Origin of the sequence: Bacillus sp. K2I17, assembly GCF_002209985.1 — a bacterium.
GTDB lineage: Bacteria > Bacillota > Bacilli > Bacillales > Bacillaceae_G > Bacillus_A > Bacillus_A wiedmannii.
The window spans coordinates 1-21,953 of record NZ_NJGF01000008.1 but is presented as its reverse complement, the minus strand read 5'-3'; the positions used below and the strand labels follow the sequence as shown (position 1 = coordinate 21,953).

At 32.9% G+C, this 21,953-nt stretch carries 17 protein-coding genes; 13 read left to right on the top strand and 4 right to left on the bottom strand.

Annotated elements, in window-relative coordinates:
* The first annotated feature begins 70 nt into the window (after nucleotides 1-70).
* The 4 genes from CER22_RS11705 (at nucleotide 71) to CER22_RS11690 (ending at nucleotide 2,882) form a co-directional block, all read left to right on the top strand.
* Complete coding sequence (locus tag CER22_RS11705) at nucleotides 71-1,153, top strand: aromatic acid exporter family protein (RefSeq protein WP_088608805.1); 1,083 nt, start codon at nucleotides 71-73, stop codon at nucleotides 1,151-1,153.
* Between the two features lies 1 nt (nucleotide 1,154).
* The gene (locus CER22_RS11700) at nucleotides 1,155-1,691 is read left to right on the top strand and encodes a DUF1697 domain-containing protein (RefSeq protein ID WP_088608804.1); all 537 of its coding nucleotides are present in this window, start codon (nucleotides 1,155-1,157) and stop codon (nucleotides 1,689-1,691) included.
* A gap of 89 nt (nucleotides 1,692-1,780) precedes the next feature.
* Nucleotides 1,781-2,209, top strand: coding sequence for a hypothetical protein (locus tag CER22_RS11695; protein WP_088608803.1), 429 nt, complete (start codon nucleotides 1,781-1,783; stop codon nucleotides 2,207-2,209).
* 91 nt (nucleotides 2,210-2,300) lie between these two features.
* Nucleotides 2,301-2,882 carry an SMI1/KNR4 family protein gene (locus tag CER22_RS11690; protein WP_088608802.1) on the top strand — a complete coding sequence of 194 codons (582 nt, stop codon included), beginning with the start codon at nucleotides 2,301-2,303 and terminating at the stop codon, nucleotides 2,880-2,882.
* Nucleotides 2,883-3,006: 124 nt separating this feature from the next.
* Here the strand turns inward: CER22_RS11690 and CER22_RS11685 are convergent, their stop codons facing one another.
* Nucleotides 3,007-3,408, bottom strand: coding sequence for a hypothetical protein (locus CER22_RS11685; protein WP_088608801.1), 402 nt, complete (start codon nucleotides 3,406-3,408; stop codon nucleotides 3,007-3,009).
* A gap of 210 nt (nucleotides 3,409-3,618) precedes the next feature.
* On the opposite strand from CER22_RS11685, the gene CER22_RS11680 reads away from it, so the two are divergent.
* Both CER22_RS11680 and CER22_RS11675 read left to right on the top strand, forming a co-directional pair.
* Complete coding sequence (locus CER22_RS11680) at nucleotides 3,619-4,788, top strand: ParM/StbA family protein (RefSeq protein WP_000025617.1); 1,170 nt, start codon at nucleotides 3,619-3,621, stop codon at nucleotides 4,786-4,788.
* Nucleotides 4,789-4,799: 11 nt separating this feature from the next.
* A complete protein-coding gene (locus tag CER22_RS11675; protein WP_001257747.1) occupies nucleotides 4,800-5,135 on the top strand; it encodes a hypothetical protein in 336 nt (111 codons plus the stop codon).
* A 118-nt stretch (nucleotides 5,136-5,253) separates the two neighbouring features.
* On the opposite strand, the gene CER22_RS11670 is transcribed toward CER22_RS11675, so the two are convergent.
* Nucleotides 5,254-6,108 carry an alpha/beta fold hydrolase gene (locus tag CER22_RS11670; protein WP_088608800.1) on the bottom strand — a complete coding sequence of 285 codons (855 nt, stop codon included), beginning with the start codon at nucleotides 6,106-6,108 and terminating at the stop codon, nucleotides 5,254-5,256.
* A gap of 195 nt (nucleotides 6,109-6,303) precedes the next feature.
* Here CER22_RS11670 and CER22_RS11665 point away from each other — a divergent pair, with 195 nt between their 5' ends.
* On the top strand, nucleotides 6,304-7,233 hold the full coding sequence (locus tag CER22_RS11665) for an NADP-dependent oxidoreductase (RefSeq protein ID WP_088608799.1): 930 nt from the start codon (nucleotides 6,304-6,306) through the stop codon (nucleotides 7,231-7,233).
* Between the two features lie 121 nt (nucleotides 7,234-7,354).
* Here CER22_RS11665 and pdxR read toward each other — a convergent pair whose 3' ends face one another.
* Complete coding sequence (gene pdxR / locus CER22_RS11655) at nucleotides 7,355-8,788, bottom strand: MocR-like pyridoxine biosynthesis transcription factor PdxR (protein WP_087983905.1); 1,434 nt, start codon at nucleotides 8,786-8,788, stop codon at nucleotides 7,355-7,357.
* 146 nt (nucleotides 8,789-8,934) lie between these two features.
* On the opposite strand from pdxR, the gene CER22_RS11650 reads away from it, so the two are divergent.
* Nucleotides 8,935-9,852 (top strand): DMT family transporter, encoded by a 918-nt coding sequence (locus CER22_RS11650; protein WP_060486758.1) that lies wholly within the window; start codon nucleotides 8,935-8,937, stop codon nucleotides 9,850-9,852.
* Nucleotides 9,853-9,986: 134 nt separating this feature from the next.
* Complete coding sequence (locus CER22_RS11645) at nucleotides 9,987-11,024, top strand: DnaA N-terminal domain-containing protein (RefSeq protein ID WP_088608798.1); 1,038 nt, start codon at nucleotides 9,987-9,989, stop codon at nucleotides 11,022-11,024.
* A gap of 17 nt (nucleotides 11,025-11,041) precedes the next feature.
* Here the strand turns inward: CER22_RS11645 and secY are convergent, their stop codons facing one another.
* Complete coding sequence (secY, locus tag CER22_RS11640; protein WP_048547274.1) at nucleotides 11,042-12,346, bottom strand: preprotein translocase subunit SecY; 1,305 nt, start codon at nucleotides 12,344-12,346, stop codon at nucleotides 11,042-11,044.
* Between the two features lie 505 nt (nucleotides 12,347-12,851).
* Between secY and CER22_RS11635 the strand changes: the two genes are divergently transcribed.
* From CER22_RS11635 to pulA, 4 genes are all read left to right on the top strand, one after another.
* Complete coding sequence (locus tag CER22_RS11635) at nucleotides 12,852-13,367, top strand: DinB family protein (protein WP_060486760.1); 516 nt, start codon at nucleotides 12,852-12,854, stop codon at nucleotides 13,365-13,367.
* Between the two features lie 553 nt (nucleotides 13,368-13,920).
* Nucleotides 13,921-15,867: a bifunctional metallophosphatase/5'-nucleotidase gene (locus tag CER22_RS11630; RefSeq protein WP_088608797.1), complete on the top strand. Its 1,947-nt coding sequence runs from the start codon at nucleotides 13,921-13,923 to the stop codon at nucleotides 15,865-15,867.
* A gap of 893 nt (nucleotides 15,868-16,760) precedes the next feature.
* Entirely contained in the window at nucleotides 16,761-18,464 is a 1,704-nt protein-coding gene (locus CER22_RS11625; RefSeq protein WP_088608796.1) for a M4 family metallopeptidase, read from the top strand.
* A 486-nt stretch (nucleotides 18,465-18,950) separates the two neighbouring features.
* Nucleotides 18,951-21,515 (top strand): type I pullulanase, encoded by a 2,565-nt coding sequence (gene pulA, locus CER22_RS11620; RefSeq protein WP_088608795.1) that lies wholly within the window; start codon nucleotides 18,951-18,953, stop codon nucleotides 21,513-21,515.
* The last annotated feature ends 438 nt before the right edge of the window (nucleotides 21,516-21,953 follow it).

The window sequence follows — 21,953 nt, the reverse complement described above, 5'->3', positions numbered from 1 at the left end:
TTTTTTTATTTAGTACGATATATAATGTAGATTATATATATAAATGAAATAGAAATGAAGGAAATACAAAATGAATCAAGTTAGAAAATGGAATATTGTTGGAGGAAGGGTGATAAAAACCGGAATAGCAGTTTTTCTTACAGTTCTAGTTTGTGAATGTTTCAATATACCCACTATTTTTGCTGTCATCACGGCTATTGTAACGATTGAGCCAACTGCAACGGATTCTATAAAAAAAGGGCTAATTCGTTTTCCAGCTTCAACAATTGGATCGGCGTATGCAATGACTTTCACATTTTCCCTAGGTCATCAGGCTCTTTCTTATGCGTTAGCAGCGATGTTTACAATCGTTACATGTCAAAAACTAAAGTTACATGCGGGAACGTTAGTCGCAACATTAACTGCTGTTGCAATGATCCCTATTACGGCAGATCATTATTTCACTGCATTTTTAATTCGATTAGCTACTACATCTACTGGTATTATAGTATCTACTTTAGTGAATTTTTTCATTTTGCCACCACACTACCTTGAAACCATTTCGGGATGTACAGAGGAGCTATTTGTTAAAACTGCAAATATTATGGAGGAATGGCTTAATACATTAATTGAAGGGAAAGTTATAACGAAAGAGACAACTTATAATCTATCTAATTTGAATTTATCATTACATAAAGCGTTACAATTTGTTCAATATGAGCAAAAAGATTGGAAATATCATCGACATACAAAGAATGAAATGAGAAGCTTTTTAGCCATGCAGAAGCAACTCCATATATTGCAGCAAATTATTTACCATATAGATAATTTAGCTCGAGCACCAATTGAAACATGGGACTGGTCACAAAATAAAAAAGAGATATTACAGCGAACGGTTCATTCTGTAATTTCTATATTAAGAAATAATTGTAATGAAATAGATGAAGAACATTTTAAACTGATTGATGAATTAGACAAAAAATTTTGGGATTATAAAAATGATTTAGGACATTGTAAACCAAATCAATATCATCATCACTTTTCAAGCGAATCTATCATTTTGTTTGAGGTATTATCTATACATGATATGTTAGAGGAATTAAAACAAATATCCGAGAAATATAAGAGTGAAAATCAACTCAATTGTTCGGCTCATTTAAATGGGGAGGATTGATATGACAATTTATATTACATTACTAAGAGGAATCAATGTAGGCGGGCATAAGGTAATCAAAATGGCGGATTTAAAACAAATGTTTGAATCAATAGAGTTAAAACAAGTAAAAACATATATTCAAAGCGGTAATATCGTGTTCGAATCTGAAAATGATGTTGATTTTTTAAATAAACGAATACAATCGGAAATTAAAAACGTTTTTGGTTTTGATGTTCCAGTCATGTTAAGAACACATGAGGAATTTATAAATATGATAAAAAGATGCCCCTATGAAGCCGATTCATTGCTAGAAGGTGAAAGTATACATGTTGCTTTCTTAGCAAACGAACTTTCTGAAAAAGAAAAAGCTCAGCTGCTTATGCAAAAAAATGAGACTGAAGATTGCTATATTTATGAAAAAGTTGTTTATTTATTTTTCAAAAATAGCATTCGAAATTCTAAATTAATGAACCAGTTTCAGAAGTTACATACGCCAGCTACAGTAAGAAATTGGCGGACTGTGAATAAATTAAAAGCGATAGTTGAAGGAATGTAAATATTAAAAGATGAGATTCACTTAGAGCAGATAAATGTTTAAGAGACTATGGTTATAGTATAAAATAAACGAATTAAGGGGTAGGTAAGATGGGGAAATTTGTGAAAGACCAAAAGGTAGTTGCACTTACATTAGAGGGTTTAGCACCATGTACGGTTGTAAGAGTTGGTTGGATTTTTATCATGGTACAAGTAGAAGAAACGAAGCACCTATACTCACTTACAAAAGGTAAGATAACGTCTATAGAAGAAGATAAACACTATCTTTTAGAAGAGAGTTTTGATGAAGAGGACGTTTATGATATAGGTAGGGTATTTGGTGCAATTGAAACAACAGACATGGACCTTGCAAAGAAATCATTTGAAGAAAATGAAGACTTCAAGAAATACGAAGATTTTCACAATCCATCAGAAGGGAAACTGTATGGTGGAGAGTACTATACTACAATCAAAACAGGTAAAGAGTTACTAGAACAATACTTTAATCGAGAAGAGCTAGAGCGTAATGGTACTAATTAAATTAGATGTGAAAACAGTTAAAGGCCAAATCTTATTTATGTTAGGTATATAGACTAAAAAATTTATATTTGATTATTGGGAGGATAAAATAATGGATTTGGTAAACAAATTTTTAAACGGCTTGAGAGCAGCATTATCAACAGATGATCTCGAAGCACTAAATAAAGCGTGCGGTGCTACAAAAGAGGATATTGATATATTAAGGTTGAAATATCCGAATTGTCCAGAATCATTAATCTCCTTACTTGAAAATATCGATGGTACATATTGGCGGAAATATGGAGAAAACAAAGTTGGGGTATGTATTTTAGGTTCAGATGTTGAAGAGTATCCATATTATTTACTTTCTACACAGGAGATGATCGAAAGTTCAAAAGAAGGAGAAGACGTCTCCTATCTTTTAGAATACCAAGATGAAGAGGATGCTGTTGACTCTAAAATAAATCCAGAAGGACTTCTCCCTGGCACGTATATTCACTTTTCAGATTGTATGAACAACGGTGGAACATCAAAGCTGTATATTGATTTTAATCCTTCTGACGAAGGGGTATGTGGTCAAATCATTCGTTTTTTACACGACCCTGATGAATATGAAGTGATTGCAAACAGCTTTGATAAGTATTTACAGGATCTTATTGATGGTGATTTTAATTTTCTAGAAGAATCTCAATAATTTTTGAAGAATTACACTTTAACTAATGGGAGCTTTAGTTGAACAAGATTTAAACAAATTTATTATTTATATTTTTAAATCAAAATTAAATAACATTATTATCACTTTACAAAATCTCATCTTTTTATTTATATTGTTTTGCGACTATAAGTTCAACGATAGGATAAATAAAGAACGAAGAACAAAGTGCGATAAAAAGAGGAAGATTCTTTATTTCATCGAGTAATAGGAATGCAAATCCTTCTGATAATAGTAAAACAAAAAACATAAGACATATAAGTACAAAATAAGCAATTTTAAAACTTTTATATTTAATTTGTTGTCCCATTTCATCTTTGCTTTCTTCTGATACTCCGTTTGGATCTCCCCACGTAATATGATTGATGAGGTAGCTAATTATTATTGCACTTGCGAAGATTGTTCCACCTAAAATCGCACCTTCAGAGATGTATTTATAGACTCCATGTATAAGTACTCCAAGTAACGATAAAACGATTGTTAGTAAAATGAAATTTTTGCGATTCATATTAGAAATAACACCTCCATAGTTGTAAAAAACTCTTTACATCCATAGTATAAAATTGGAAAAGTTTTATGTCAAATACTTTTTACATAAATGGTGCAAGAACATGATATTTTGTTTTTATGATTAATAAAAAATTACATTACATTTGAATGTAAAAGAATGGGCTCGCATATATTTGGAAGGGATGTCAGATTAATTTAGGGGGTAGTTATGTCTATTCTATTAAAAGCTGGTGCTGATGCAGGAAATAACGGTTTGAAGTTAATGGTGAAAGGGCAAGACCCTATTTTTATTCCGAGTATATATTCTTTATATATAGGAGAGCCTACAGGATTGTTAGATGAGAGTGATGTTTCATTATCTGAATTAGAAAATCACATTGACGTGACCATTAGTTCTCCATCGCTAATGTTAAATAACGTGCGGTATATCGTTGGGGAAAAAGTCATTCAAGATCAATTAAAAGGCACTGAGGTTGAGAAGAAATCAAATAAGTCAACTGATGAGTTAATGGTTATTACAATTCTATCTGGTTTAGCAGTAAGTGCTATGCGTCAAAGTCCAACTTCTAGTCATATTAATATTCGTTATGATTTATCTGTTGCTCTTCCTATGCAGCTTATTACACAAGAAATAGCTGCGGAAAATGCGAAACGTTATATGGGCAATCATAAGGTTGTGTTCCATTATCCTAACGGACGTGATGTGACAATTAATATTTCAATCGAATATTGTAAATGCCTACCTGAGGGCGCTTCTGGTACGTGGGGCATTGTATATGATGAAGAAGGAAATGTAGTGAAACATAAAATAGAATGTGAACAAAATCAAGTTTCAGAAATTGATTTTGTTGATAAAACTTTATTGTCTTTTGATATTGGTGCAGGGACGACAGAAGAAGTAGTTTCACTAGGTGTGAACTTTAGACCACAACTAAGTAAGGGCTTATCATACGGTGTGAAAGAAACGTTACTACAAATTATTACAAGATGGAATCGGAAGTATCCAACAAAGACGATTGATAGTATTACAGAGTTTAACCAAATTTATTTAAATGAAAAGCACCCAAGAAATGCGTTACTAGTTGAAGAATCACAACCAGCATTATTAGGTTTAGCAGCGCGTGTCGCAACAGATATCATAAACAAAATTGATGACATGAAAGACGATCCATACGTATTTATTTATGGCGGGGGCGCAGTAATTATTAAAAACAGTTTAAAAATGATTTTAAAACAAAAAGGACGACTAACAAATGTAATCTTTGTAGATAATCCATTATTTACAAATGCACGTGGATTATTAGTCTACACTTGTTCGCCAAAATATAGAGAGCATAAGCAAAAAGAGTTAGGATTTACAAACTTAACGATAAGTTAGTTGGTGGAAGTATGCGATCTAGGCGATATAAACGTGGTGATCGAGTAAAAATCAATATTCATAAATCAGTATCACCTGAAATGATTGCATGGCTGAATAAACAATCAAACCCAACCAATTTCTTTTTCTTTGCAGCGCAGCAACTCTTTAAACAAGTAGGAGATATTGATGTGTCAAAAGCTATACCAAGTAGCCATGTTTTCTCATTATACGTGGAGCCATCATCTTTATTAAAGGTCGAAGTAAATCCCTTTAAAAATGTGCCACTAGAAGCTAATAAATCCACCGATAATATAAAAAAAAAATCATGGGAATCTGTTGATCAATTAGATTGTCCGTTTTTTTAAACATAGAAAAAATAAGTATTGCCCATCACTATACATACGGATACAGTGATGGGCTTTTTTACATGTAACGAATAGAAGGGGCACAAATTATGGTGTGCCCCTTCTATTCGTTATTTATCTATATTTTAGATGTATGTTCAATAACTGCATGAATGATGTCTTCCCAGTCATCAGGATGATTTTCATGTCCTGCGCCTTCAAGGGTTAGTAGGACTGAGTTAGGAATTTCATCAATAAGTGCGAGACCATGTTCAAAAGGGAGTGCAGTATCGTCTGTTCCGTGAATAACTAATGTAGGTGCTTGTATGGAGTGAAGCACACCTTCATAAGCATCATCACCTTGAAGTAAAGCGTGATTAAACATACTTAATAGATTGTTTGCGCGTTCTATTTCTTGTTTTACTTGATTATAGACTCTTTTTTCATCAAATGTTCGTTTGGACCCACATAATAGGCGAGATCCGGAAACTAAATATTTTGCTACAACATTTTTATTTGTCCAATCTAAATGCGTGCCATTTGCGTGATGTGTTAAAATTCTTTCGTCCATCGGAGGTAAATCGCGCGTGTTATCGTCAGAGCCTATCACACTTGTAGCCAGTAATGTTAACGTTAAAATTCTTTCGGGATGTTTTACAGCAGCAATTTGAGCGATCATTCCACCTAATGACATACCGAATAGATGTGCTTTATCAATATGATAAGCATCGAGGACCCCAATTGCATCTTCAGCCATATCTGTAACTGTATAATTGGAAGTTCCAGGCTCATATGTAACAGAGCATCCTACATCACGGTTATCAAAACGAATAACAAATTTCCCCGTGTTAGCTAACTGTTCACAAAACTCTTCATCCCAATAAACCATTGAACACGTAGCACCCATAATTAATAAAATAGCTGGGTTTTTAGGGTTCCCAAAGCTTTCTGTACATATATCAATCCCGTTTATTTTAAATATCTTTTCAGTCATAGAGTTCTCCCCATTTCTTTTGAATGTAATTGAAAATACAGTTTTGAGTGATTCTAAGGTGAGTGTACGTTTTTTTACGGAATTCATAACGCTTCTTACGTAATTACCCCCAAAAATAAGTTTATGATAATTCAAGGCAAAAAATTTTGAGAAATATTTGTATGTTATTAAAATAAATAGCAAGGAGGAATGGAAATGAAAGCAATTGTTATAGATCAATATGGTAATGTTGAAGAATTAAAAGAAAGAGAAGTTATAAAACCAATTGTTAAAGGTAACGAGGTATTGATACGTATTCTCGCGACATCTGTTAATCCTGTTGATTGGAAAATAAGAAAAGGAGACTTACAAGAACAGTTGCGATTTTCATTTCCAATTATTTTAGGGTTGGATGTAGCTGGGGTTATTGAAGAAGTTGGGGAAGAGGTAGAGTGCTTCAAAGTAGGAGATAAAGTATTTACGAAACCTGAAAATATAGGGAAGGGCTCTTATGCTGAATTCATTACAGTAAAATCGGATTTAGTATCTTATATGCCTACTAATCTAAGTTTCGAAGAGGCAGCTTCTATTCCTCTTGCAGGACTTACAGCGTGGCAAAGTCTTGTAGATTACGCAAAAATAAAAGAACATGACCGAGTACTCATTCATGCTGGAGCTGGTGGAGTTGGAAGTTTGGCAATCCAAATCGCAAAATCATTTGGAGCTTTTGTTGCGACAACTGCAAGTAGTAAGAATGAAGAGTTTTTAAAGTCTTTAGGAGCAGATCTCTTTATTGATTATAAAAAAGATAAATTTGAAGAGTTACTATCAGATTTCGATATTGTATTAGATACAATAGGTGGCGAAGTACAAGAAAAAAGCTTTCAAATTATAAAATCTGATGGTGTGTTAGTTTCGATTGTTCATGAGCCAATTCAAAAAGTAAAAGGGATAAAATCAGGGTTTTTATGGCTAAAACCAAACGGAAAGCAATTAGAAGCATTATCAAAATTAATTGTACACGGAAAAATAAAACCAATTATAAGTAAAGTTGTGCCGTTTAATGAAGAGGGGGTTAGAGAAGCTCATATTTTGAGTGAAGGTCAACATATTAGAGGTAAAATTGTAATGAAAGTCGGAGGATAATGAAAATAGTGGCTTGTAGAGAAAGTGAAGTTGAACTACAAAAAACGCAGAAAAAAATACTATCCAAAAAGTCACATTTTCATTTTGGATAGTATTTCTTATTGGATATGTAATGTTATTTCTATAATATACAGTTTCGTATTGTATCATGTAATTTCTCTAAACCAATCAACATATCTTTTTCATTTAACATCGAGTAGCTAATCCGTAATTGGTTATTACTTATATCTGTATTTAATAGACAAGCTGTTCCTGGTAAAAAAGAGACATCTACTTCATTTGCTTTTTGTAATAAGGTAAAGGGATCTATCGAATCAGGAAGTGTAATCCATAAATTAAAGCCACCATTTGGTATTTCAAATCGTAATTCTTTAAGTGGTGATAACATATCAATAGTTATATCACGTCTAATTTGTAAAGCCGTACGTAATTTTTCTAAATGATTTTTCATACGTTCTGCACGTAAAAAAGGAAGGAGTGCTTTTTGCGTTAATAAAGGACTACCGATATCCATTGAACCTTTTACAGCATATAACCATTCAAAAATAGGCCCATCGGCAATAAGAGATGCGATACGCAATCCTGGTGCTAACGTTTTACTAAATCCTTTTATATATATTACATGACCATTCGTATCAAAATTTTTGATAGGAGAGGAAATAGTAGCACCCTCAAAATATATTTCTCCGAAAGAATCATCTTCAATTATAAAAAACTCATATAGCTCTGCTAGTTCTATAAGTTCCATTCGCCGTTCATTACTCATTACTGTACCTGTCGGGTTCTGGAAAGTTGGATTCGTATACAATAATACGGGATTTTTACTTTGACAAATATCATCGATTAAGTCGGAGCGAACTCCATGATTATCAAGAGAAACTGGTATAATTTTAGCACCTTTATTGATGAAAATATCAAGCGCAGCACTGTAACAAGGACTTTCCACTAATACAATATCACCAGGTTTTAATAATGTTTGAGCAATTAAATCAATTCCTTGTTGTGCTCCGCTTGTAATTAATAATTTAGATGGATCGGTCACTAAATTCTGGTGTTCACTTAAGTAATTTGCTATTTCAACTCGCAGTTCATAATCACCCTGTACTGGCCCATAAGTTGCTAGGATCATCTGGTCTTTATGAAGTATTTTATGCATTTCGTCTGCTAAGAATGGATTTGGCAATAAACGAGGATACAAAATCGCTTGTGAAAAATCGTAATATTTTCGGTGCTGATTCATTGCATATTGAGATCGCATAACATTAATCGTTTTCGTTTGTTGCCATTTGTACGGAATTGGTTTGAAATCTTTCTTTACATGTTTATGTATATAAGCACCTTTTCCTTGCTCAATGCGTATATATTCTTTCTTTTCTAATTGCTTGTATGCTTTACGAACAGTTAATAGGCTAATCTGCAAATCTTCGGCCATAGAGCGTAAAGATGGAAGGAGGTCACCATGCGCAAGCATGCCACTTTGTACTCTTTCAACGATTTGCATATATATTTGTTGGTAATACGGTATGTTGGATTCTTTACGAAGGACAATCTTCATGGTTTCACCTTTTTCGTTTTTATTTTATTAAAGCGAAAAATATAAAGAGAATCAACTACAATTTTAAGTAACTGTTATATACATAGATACACTGTTATACACCATACCTTCTATACTCATGTTAAGAGTAAAAAGGAGGAAGAAAAATGGTCATTTTCAATTATATTTTAGTATGTATTATTTTCGGAACAACATTTTTAACGATAAAAATCGGAATTGAAGCAGGAGCGCCCCCATTATTTTCAGCAGGAATTCGTTTCTTTTTAGCAGGCGTCATTCTGATGATTATATTTAAGTTAAAGCGAAAGGAAATTATGCCACATGTATTTTCAAAACGTATTATATATGCTGGTTTTTGCTTAACGTTTATGACATTTGCTACATTGTACTGGGCGGAACAATATATTTCTTCAGGATTAGCTGCTGTACTTTCTGCTACGGGGCCGATGATGATTTTATTATTACAGGCAAAGAGAAATAAGGAAAAATTACAAAAAGAGCAACTTTTTGCTTTAATTATCGCACTAATAGGTGTTGTTTTTGTTTCTTTACCAGGAACGCACCAAGAAGTAAGTCTCATATGGAGTATCGCTTGTTTTGTTTTAATAATAGGAGAGTTATTTTACGGAATAGGCTCTATTCGCTCAAAAGAAATACTTTCGGATTTACAAAGTGTATCACCATTTCTCATTAATGGTATTCAAATGTTTTACGGAGGGGTATTATTACTAATCGCATCCGTCATAGTAGAACAACCGAATGTATCTGTATTAGCTTCATGGAGTGTACAGTGGCCTATTTTATATCTTATCTTTATCGGATCAATTGGTGGGCACGGATTATATTATTGGCTCTTATCAAAAACAAATCCTGTATTCCCGTCAACGTGGTTATATGTATCACCGTTAATTGCTATTATTGTAGGATATATCATATTAGGAGAACCTTTAAACCCTACAATGGGAATAGGTGCTTGTTTTATTTTGGTTGGTGTATTTTTAGCTAATCGATCCACACTCCGGAGCTATTTCAAACAAGGGAAATTATTTGAGAAGGAAATGTAGTTGTATAAAGAAGCAGCCCTGTATATAACAGGGCTGCTTGAATTTTATTCATGATACGGATTGACTTTATTTATTGGAAAGGCGTAATATTATTAAGCTATATGAAAGAGAACTATAAAAAGAGGGGAGTTATTATGAAAATGAATTGGACTGAAGTAAAGGAAAAAATTCGACCGCAAATTTCAAAACCATCATATGAAACTTGGTTTACTAATACTACTGTTTATTTAGAGGATGATATATTAACAATTTATTGTCCAAATGAATTTGCTCGTGACTGGTTAGAATCTCACTACAAAGAATTAGTATTTCATACATTAAGAGAAATGTTTAATACGACGTTTGAAATTCAGTTTGATCTATGTAATGACGAACCATCAAAGTTGAAAGATGTTCCAAAAGAAAGGCTAAATAGCTGGGATGAAGTAAAGAAAGCGTTAAGGCCAAAATTAGCAGAGAAAACATTTATAACCTGGGTTAGAAATACAAATGCTACTATAGAAGATAATACATTAATAATCTTTTGTGAGGATGCGTTTCATCGTGATTTGCTTGAAGGTGAGTATAAAAATATAATTTCAAGTACCGTACAGAAACTTACTAATGAAGAATATCAAATTTGGTTCGAAATAGAATCAAAAACCACTCCTATCACACATATTCATCATATGCAAAATAATCCACTCACTTCCGGACAAGAAGAACCCAATACAATTTGGAATGAAATAAAAGGTAAAATGCAATTAATAATTTCAAGACCTTCATATGAAACATGGGTTAAAGAAACGACAGCCAGAATAAATGAAAATTCATTAATCATTTATTTTGAAAACGAATTCCAACAAGGATGGGTTGAAAAGTCTTATAAAGATTTAATTGCGGAAATAGCTAAAGAGTTAACTGGAAATACATATGAACTTCAATTTGAATTAGAATCAAATAAAGATGCAACCAGTAGTGGTGAAAAATCAAAATCACCTACTGAAAATACTATTTTTGAATTATGGGAGCAGTTCAAATCTTCCAATGATGAGTTAAAATATAATAATGTAGAGGATAGCGAAAAACGCATCCAAGCATTAGATGAAAAAATTGTGAACTTAGAAAAAGTGATTGATACATTAGTGGGAAAATTAGAGGTAGTAGAATCAAAAACACAGTTGGAAAAATAACCAACTGTGTTTTTTACTTAATTTACTTTTTTTATAAACCCTTTATAATGACGTTTCACAAGCTGACTTTCTAACGTCTTCATTGTTTCAAGTGCTACACCGACGATGATAAGTAAGCTTGTACCACCAATTTGTGCAGAAGGTGGTAATGTAGCAATTTTTGTGAATACGAGCGGTAAAATTGAAATGGCACCTAAGAAAATTGCACCGATAAATGTTAAACGGTATAAAATTTTCGTTACATATTGTTCTGTTGATTTACCAGGACGAATACCAGGCACATAGCCATTTTGTTTTTTCAAATTCTCAGCCATTTGTTCAGGGTTTACTTGAATAAATGCGTAGAAGTATGTGAAAGCAACGATCAGACCGACATAAAGCGTCATTCCAAGTGGATGTGCGAAATCAAGATTTGCAACTAACCATTGCGATACGCTTGAATCAGGGAAGAGCTGCGCAATTGTACGCGGCGTCATTAAAAATGCGGAAGCAAAGATAACTGGAATTACACCAGCACTATTTACTTTAAGAGGTAAATGAGTGTTTTTTGCTCCTTGATATTGATTGTTTCCTGAAACAGCTTTTGCATATTGAATCGGTATTTTACGCACAGCTTGTTGAATGTAAATAACACCAACAACTATCGCTAAAATTACGAGACCAATTAAGACCATCTTTATGATGTGCATGAATAATTGATCGCCTGCATTTTGAAATTGTTGCAAATAAATTTGATTCGCAACATTTGGAATCGCCGCAACAAGTCCTGCGAAGATAATCATCGAAATACCGTTACCAACGCCATTAGCGGTAATTTGTTCACCTAACCAAAGTAAAAATGCAGTACCTGCAGTTAAAACTGTCGCAATAAATAAGTATGTAGTCCAGCTTTGATCTGTAATTAATTGTCCACCTGCTATATTATTAAAACCATAAGACATCCCAATGGCTTGTATGAATGCGAGAATGATTGTAAAGTATCGAGTGAATTGAGCTGATTTCTTTCGGCCCATTTCTCCTTGCTTTGCCCATTCCGAAAATTTAGGTATAACGTCCATTTGTAGTAATTGTACTATGATGGAAGCTGTAATATATGGTGTAATACCTACAGCAAAGATTGAGAAGTGTTGCAGTGCTCCTCCGCCAAATACGTTTAGCATACCTAAAACGTTAGCTTGATCTTGTACTTTTAATACCTCTGCGTTAGTATGAGGAACTGGAATAAACGTGCCAATTCGAAAAACAATTAGCATCGCTAGTGTAAAAAGAATTTTGTTTCTTATCTCAGCTACTCTCATGAAATTTGAAATCGTACGAAACATTATGTCGCCTCCTATATTTTTATCAGTTCAAAACTGATGGTTATATCCCGATGAAGTAACCACAAACCTCCTTCCGCATTAAATTCATTTGACAAATGGAATTTTATACACTTTGTAGTTTTCTCGGATATAAAAATATAAGGTGTTTTTTAGCGACCAATAAGCTTTTCGTAATCATTCAATACACATAATATATCGAATAAATTAACAAATGTACATACATACGCATGAAAAATGAATGAATAGGGGCATTTTTTACATTTATTTAATGCTAGATTGATAATTAGGAACGTTTTATGTAGTTGTATTGAAAGGATTCGGTGGAAAGTATTATGGTGTAGCTGCAGCACATGATAACCTCAAGGAAATCTTCAAGGATGTTGAGAAAACTCATATATTTAGTCGTGAATTAGAGAAACAGTAGTGAAGGAAAATCTTTCTTCTATAGAGAATGTTTCTAACGCAGGAATCTAAGTATATAGGTTCTAATGAAAGGAGAATTCACATGAATACATTTGTAAAGGACAAGTTTTATGAAACGAGAAATCAATTATTTGAGGAAATTACTTTGTTAAGTGATACTCAATTTAATAGAAAACCAGATAAGGATAAATGGAGTATAGCACAAGTTTGTCATCACTTAGTTTTATTAGATGAGAGAGTTATAACGGTTATTTTGTCAGGATTAAAAAAGATGGATAGTTTCCAAAATGAGCGTAAAGAAATTCATACTATTGTATTAGATAGATCAATAAAATTTATAGCACCAGAAATGATTGAACCAAGTATAGAACCATTTGAAGTGCTGCAAATGGTTGATTTGTTAACCGACTCTAGAAAAGCATTGATGCGTTTTCTGAGTACAATAGAAGATGAATCTAAATTGGCAAAAAAATCAGTGATGCATCCAGCTCTTGGAGAATTACTTCTTGATCAGTGGATAGAATTAATCTATTTGCATGAACAACGTCATATAGAACAAATCAAAGAGGTAAAATTGCTTTGTGAAGTTGAAAAGTAAAAATTATTATCTATTTATTGAGCGATTTAGGAAAGCATCAAGGGTTCGAGTGATAAAATATAAGTCCTGATAAGCAGAAGAAAATACGAAACTAGCAGATCTTACTCTTGAATAGGAAACGAATATTCGAAAAAAAACTGAATCCGAATTGTTGTATAAGTGGAACCCCGTCTTAAATGAAGAACGGGGTTATTATTTTTGGAAGTGATCTCAGCATTTTCATTTAGAAGGAAATAAATTAGCAATGAAATCCGAAAATGTAATCAGCATTACACACTATATCTTTAAGTTATAATGATTTCCGGAAATGAGTTATATGTCCATAATTTTGACAGTACATATACATCTACCGTTGGTTTAGCGCTCTTCACACGTTGGAGGAAGAAGTAAATACTATTCTGCTAGGGGGTATATGCATTTTATTCTCTATATTTTCACAGCAGAACCACCTCCAAAATTTTCTTTTGCAGTTGAAGTTTTCCGAATAATAAGTTACATTTTTAAAGTTCAAGCAACTTTATGAAAGTACAAAAAGGGGAGAAATATTGTTATTATGCAAAAAATGAAATGGAAGAACTATTTATGTTATTTTGTTATTTTTATACTTCTTGGAACAGCAGTAACAGTCAAACCATCTATCTCAAAAGCTGAGGAATCTGATGTTAATATTACACTGTTAGGTACTGCCGATATTCATGGTAGATTTATGCCTTGGGATTATGCGCTTGATGGTGCAAATACGAGTGGAAGTTTAACGCAGCTTTATACGGTTATAAAGAAGGTGCGTCAAGAAAATCCCAATACCATATTAGTAGATGCTGGGGATACAATTCAAGGAAATTCAGTAGAGTTATTCAATGATCAGCCACAATCGCCAATGATGGTAGCGATGAATGCAATGGAATATGACGCCTGGGCATTTGGAAATCATGAATTTAACTTTGGATTAGACACATTGAAAAAAGTTAGTGAGCAATATAAGGGCAAGACACTAGCAGGAAATATTTATAAGGAAAATGGAGAGCGTTTTCTTCCTGCATATACAATTGTTGAAAAAGGTGGAATTAAAGTCGGGATTATTGGTATGAATACACCAATGATTAGTGATTTTGAAAAAGGGACAGATCATTTGGATGGTTTAGTTGTGAAAAATCCAGTAGAAGAGACAAAAAAGGCAATTAAAGAATTAGAAGGTAAAGTAGATGTAATGGTAGGCGTTATGCATATGGGACTAGAAAATGAGAATGGAATCCCTGGTACTGGTGTTCAAGATATTGCGAATGCTTGTCCGGAACTAAGTGCTATTTTTGCAGCTCATATGCATAAACTTGTTAAAAAAGAAGTTGTAAATGGCGTTATTATTACAGAACCAGATAAATATGGAACACATATCTCACGTATTGACCTTACTTTTACAAAGCAAGATGGAAAGCTGGTTTTAAAAGATAAAACTGCTACAGCTATACCTGTAAAAAATACTGATGGAACAACAATAGTATCTGATCCTACACTTGAAGACACACTGACACCTTTTCACGAGTATGCGAGAGGAGATGCAAATGTTGTTGTCGCTCAATTAAAGGGTAGAAACCTTGTTCCTGAAAATGAAATAAAGGGTATTCCAAGTGTGCAGATTCAAGAGACACCTTTATCAGATTTCTTTCATGAAGTCATGCTCTACTACAGCAAAGCAGATGTAGTCGCCCATCAAATTGATAACGATAATGCCCGTTTGGATGTAGGTCCTATTAAGAAGAAAGATATTGCGTATAACTATCAATATGCTTTGGGAGAAATTACAGTATATAAGGTAACTGGGAAAGACTTAAAAGACTATATGGAATGGGCGGCAGGGTACTTTAACTCATCTCGTGCCGGAGATGTAACAGTTAGCTTTGATAAAACCCGTCGTGCTTCTAAATACAGTACGAACGATTTCTTTGGAGGCGTAAAATACGAAATTGACTTAACAAAACCCTATGGAAGTAGAATTACAAATTTACGCTCTATTCGTACAAATAAACCAATTAAAATGAGCGATGTTATGACGCTGGGAATGAATGCTTATAGAATGGAGGCTCTTCAGGCGAAAGGTGGAGCTTTAGAGGGGCGTAAGTTTGAACAAATATGGTCATCTAAACAAGAGAATGCATTTGGGGAAACTGGTGGCACCATTCGTAACCTTGCTATTACATATTTAAAAGAGGTAAAGAATGGTATATACACACCAAAAGTTATGCATAATTGGAAAATTACTGGGGTGAATACACATTCTTCAGAGCACAAGGCTGTAGTGGATCTTGTGAATAAAGGGATTTTAGAAATTCCAAAAACAGAAGATGGAAAATATACAAATATAGCATCTATAAATACTAAAGATTCAATTACAAAAGAAGAGATTGTAGCACTCTCACAAAAAGTTAATATTAATCCAAATCAGTTTAATCATGTAAAAAGAAAAGGTGAATTTTACAAAAAACTTAGTAGGATAATTAAATAAATATAAAATAGATAGCTCTCGTGCAAAGAACTATTAAACTTGGACATACCATTATCCTAAAAAAGTCTGTGATCGGTATGGAAATATAAAGAATCAACAATAAAAAGTCCCCTGGATCATTAAACAAATCCGGGGGATTTTTTATTTGAATAATTATGGTTTTATTTCTTACTATGCATATTTATAATATGCTTTAAAAGAACATACCTTGAGCTAATAACATGCAATAGATGTGTCCTTTACTATATTTAAATGGGAGACAAATTAAAGATATTTTTGACAAAATAAAAAAGCCTGAAACTCATATGAGACTTCAGCTATCTCATAACGTTACAATCCATCTTTGCAGCTATAGACATACATAACAACATTATATTAAAAAATCTAAATTGTAGATGCGCTGCTTCACTACAGTATTTATATACTATATACGTCATAAAACAAAACACGCACTTTCTTTTTCTTGTTTATCAAGGTCATTAGTATTCATTTGATCCATCTTTATCCTAAATCAACTTCATGTCCGAAATATAAGTTTAAATAAGTAATATAAATTATAAGATGTCCTATAACAATTTTTATTTTAATAGCATTAAACCTACTCTTAAAATAGTAAAGAGTGGGTTTTTATGTTGTTATTTAGATGTAAGGGCACTTTGATTAGAATGAATATAGATAATTAACAACTAACCAATTGGATGAGCGCCTAAAAGAGCTCTTTTTTATTGAAATTAATATACATATATGTGTCGTTCTTTATTTATATCATCGACCACATATATGTAATTTTGCATAATGTTACATAAATTGTGTATTTTCCCTTTTTTTCGACAAAAACAGGAAGTATACTTTGTACAAGCTTTCTATTCCAAAAATTATACGAGGTGAACAAAATGAAAAACAAAAAGACATTAACTAAGGTAGCATTAACAACAGGTTTAGCTTTAACGGCTGTTGCACCATACGGAGTAGGTTATGCAGAGGAAACAGATCAACTTCAAGTTCAAATTCAGGAAGAATCGTTCCGTTCGGGTGAACTTACACAACCGTCACAAAAGGCACCAGAGAATGTAGTAAAAGATGCTCTTAAGGAGAAAACAGAACAAGCTCTTTCTCCAAAGCAAGTCAATGGAGAAACAGGAGTAGATTATAAAGTTCTTCAAAAACGTGGTTCATATGATGGGACTACACTTGTACGTATTCAGCAAACATACGAAGGAAAAGAAGTATACGGCCATCAATTAACTGCACACGTAGATAATAACGGTGTTATTAAAAGTATTTCAGGTGATAGTGCGCAAAATTTAAAACAAGAAGAATTGAAAAAAACTATTAATCTATCAAAAGATGAAGCAAAACAATATATTTATACGAAGTACGGGAACGATATCAATTTTATTTCTGAGCCCGAAGTTAAAGAAGTTATTTTTGTTGATGAAAATAATGGACAAGCTAGCAATGCATATCAAGTTACATTTGAAGCTGCAACACCAAAATATGTTTCCGGAACTTATTTAGTAAATGCACAAAATGGTGATATGTTAAAAAATATGGTACAAGAATCTAACTTAAAAGCAAGTGAAAAACTAGTTGGAGCATTAAAGAAAAGTAAAAAAAGCAATCTTACATCATTAACTGGAACAGGAAAAGATGATTTAGGTATATCACGTACATTTGGAATCTCTCAACAAAGTAATGGCAAATATGCCCTTGCTGATTATACAAGAGGGCAAGGAATTGAAACATATGATGTGAATTATAGAGACATTACTAAAGAAGAAAGCTATTATCCTGGTACATTAGCAACTAGTACTTCGACAACATTTAACGATCCAAAAGCAGTAAGTGCTCATTACTTAGCAACAAAAGTATTTGATTTTTATAAAGATAAATACAAGCGTAATAGCTTTGATAATAAGGGACAAAAGGTAGTTTCAGTTGTACACGCTTGGGATTCTGGAGATACGAATGATCCGAAAAATTGGCAGAATGCATTAAGTGCGAATAATGGAAGTATGCTTGTATACGGAGATCCTATCGTCAAGGCATACGACGTAGCTGGCCATGAATTTACACATGCAGTTACTTCTAGCGAATCTAATCTTGAATATTACGGTGAATCTGGTGCGATTAATGAGGCGCTATCTGATATTATGGGAACATCTATTGAGAAATACGTAAACAATGGAAGTTTTAACTGGACTATGGGAGAACAAACTGGATCTGTTTTCCGTGATATGGAAAACCCGGCTTCTGTTCCATCTTCACTTGGAGTACCTTATCCAGATGATTACAGTGAATTTAACGATTTTAATGGATGGGATCAAGGTGGCGTTCATTTTAATTCAAATATTATCAATAAAGTTGCGTATCTCATTGCAAAAGGTGGAACTCATAACGGTGTAACTGTTAAAGGGATTGGTGAAGATAAAATGTTTGATATCTTCTATTATGCAAATACAGATGAGTTAAACATGACTTCTAATTTCAAAGAGTTGAGATCAGCATGTATTCGAGTGGCAACGAATAAATATGGAGCAAATACTGCTGAAGTTCAAGCAGTTCAAAAGGCATTTGATGCAGCAAAAATTAAGTAAGTTAGAAATATAGTTTTCATTCATATATTATTACATTATGAAAAACAGCTACTGTCATTTTAAAGATAGTAGCTGTTTTTTTTATACAGCAATGTATGATTGAAAATACAATTAATAAGCAATAATTAGGTTGTCTATCTTTATGAAGTTACGACACATATATAAGGTTTAAAGTGTATAAAAACAGAAAATTAATAATATATTGACCTCTTAATAGAAAGTGCTATAAAATGAAAGCGATAACAAACGATTGCTTTAAAATGATTTCCTTGATCTTTTAGTATTTACAAATATATGCAGACATAAATAAATCTATTTTTTTAAACATTAATGCAAACGTTTTCGTATTAAAAGATCATTGAAATACATATGTGAAAATAGCCAATATGGGGGTGAAGTAAAAGAGAGTTCTAGATTAATTTAAGTAGTGTAATTTAGTACGAGCATAATAAATTGTACGTACTATTTAAAGAAAGGGTGTATGTGGTGCAAATGATAAAAAGATTAATTAACAAATCAGTTTTATTACTTACTATAATCGTTATGTTATCATCTGTTTTCTCTTTTCAAAGTGTAAAGGCAGTTTCAAATTCCAAAACAACTGAAGTTATCATTCATTACAAAGAACAGTCTGGAAATACAAAGGATTGGAACCTTTGGTTATGGGGAGAAAATGCGAATGGTAAATCATATGAATTTACTGGTGAAGATGAATTTGGAAAGTACGCTAAGATTAATATAGATGATGACTATAATCGTGTAGGATTTATTATTCGTACAAATGAGTGGGAAAAAGATGGTGGCGATCGTTGGATTGAAAATATAAAGGACGGTCGTGCTGAAGTGTGGATTCTTTCGGGTGATGATAAAGTATATACTTCTAAGCCTTCTTCGAATCTATCAATTCAAAAAGCAACTATTGATAGTTTTAATGAAATCACTGTAACGACTAATGTTCCGTTTAATAGTAAGGAACAGAAAATTGAAATTGAGGGCATTAAAATTAAGGAAATTAATCCTTTTGATAAAAATGGTGGAGATATTACAAATAAGGTGAAAATAATTACGGAACAGAAAATTGATTTAAAACAGACATACAAAGTTAAAATCGAAAACGTAGCTGATACGTATACCGAAATCGGTAAAGTCATTCGTAGTGCGGAGTTTGATCATTCATTTTATTATGGTGGTAACGATTTAGGTAATATATATACACCACAACATACAAAGTTCCGTGTATGGGCTCCTACTGCGAGTGAAGCGAAGTTAGTTACATATAAAAAATGGAACGATAAAATAGGTACTGAAATAAACATGCAACAAAGTGAAAAAGGCACTTGGAAAGCAGAACTTACAGGGAACCAAAAAGGTCTCTTTTATACGTATAAGGTGAAAATTGGTGATAGGTGGACAGAAGCAGTTGATCCGTATGTGCGTGCTGCTTCTGTAAATGGAGATAAAGGTGCAGTTGTTGATTTAGAAGAAACAACTCCTGAAAAATGGAAAACAAACAAAAAGCCAAAATTTAAAAATCCGGAAGATGCAATTATTTATGAATTGCATGTACGTGATCTTTCTATTCAGCCCGAAAGTGGTATAAAACATAAAGGAAAATATTTAGGTGTAACTGAAAAAGGAACAAGAGGGCCTAAAGATGTGAAAACAGGACTTGATCATATGAAAGATCTTGGTGTTACGCACGTACAGCTTTTACCGATATTTGATTATGCTTCAGTAAATGAAGAGAATTTAAACGAACCACAATATAACTGGGGATATGACCCGAAAAACTTCAACGTTCCAGAGGGATCCTATTCTACAAATCCATATGAACCAACTGTTCGAATAACCGAATTAAAGCAAATGATTCAAACACTGCATGATAATAATCTTCGTGTTGTGATGGATGTAGTATATAACCATATGTATAATGCTGCTGAATCTAATTTTCATAAGTTAGTTCCAGGTTATTATTATCGTTACAATGAAGACGGAACATTTGCAAATGGAACTGGAGTAGGAAATGATACAGCTTCAGAACGGAAAATGATGAGGAAATTTATGGTTGACTCCGTCACATATTGGGCAAAAGAATACAATTTAGACGGATTCCGTTTTGATTTAATGGGTATTCATGATTATGAAACGATGAATGAAATACGTAAAGCTGTCAATCAAATTGACCCTTCTATTATACTGCATGGAGAAGGTTGGGATTTAAATACACCTCTTGCAGCTGAATTGAAAGCAAATCAAAAAAATGCAGTGAAAATGAAAGGGATTGCTCATTTTAACGATAATATACGTGATGGATTAAAAGGTAGTGTATTTGAGGAAAAGGAAAATGGATTTGTAAATGGAAAGGAAAACATGGAAGACCGTATTAAAAAAGGGATTACGGCAGGCATTGATTACGATATAAATTCGTCTACGTATCAAGATCCGGAGCAGGTGCTAACTTATGTGGAAGCACATGATAATCATACATTATGGGACAAACTTGAGTTGACTAATTCGAGTGATAGTGAAGAAGTGCGAAAACAAATGCACAAATTGTCTTCTTCGATTTTATTAACATCACAAGGTATCCCATTCTTACATGCAGGACAAGAGTTTATGCGTACGAAATATGGTGATCATAACAGTTACAAATCTCCTGATTCAATTAACCAAATGGACTGGTTGCGCCGTGCAGCATTTAATAATGAGGTAGAATATATGAAGGGCTTAATAGATTTACGCAAAAAGTACTCAGCTTTTCGAATGACATCTGCAGAACAAATAAAAAAACATATAGCTTTTATGGATACTCCCAAAAATGTTGTGGCTTATTCAATAAAGGGAAATGGGAATAAAAATGAATACTTTATGGTGACTCACAACGCAAATAAGGAAGCCGTTGACATAACACTTCCATCGAAAGGTCCGTGGAAAGTACTAGTAGACGGAAAACAGGCAGGTAGTAAAACACTTTACGTTGTCCATGATAATAAAATTAAAGTTCCTGCATTAAGTTCACTAGTTTTAAAAACGGAGAAACCAATTAAATAAAAGCAAATAATGTGGAAGTATATATAGAATTGAGTAATTTAAATACGGATTATAAATGCAAAAAGCGAAGTGACGGTTATTTTCACTTCGCTTTTAAAGTTCATGTAATATAATTTCACATACTGTAATTATATTACAAATTAATAAAAGAGATAGGCAAGGAAACATTGCTATTATGATAGGAGGAGGCGAAGATACCTTGATGTTTATCATTAAAATTATCTAAAATACATTCTTAATTTATATAATTTTTATTACATATTCGAACATATAACGGGCTAGATGTTCGAGTTGTATTAATTTCTACAAATCGTTTAAAGATAAAAAAGGCTTAAAAAGTATATGGCATAAAAAAGAGAAAAGACACCTTAAATGATATGATCCCCTTATAGTAGACAGTAAAAAGAAAGCACATTAATCTGTTTACTATGGAGGGGA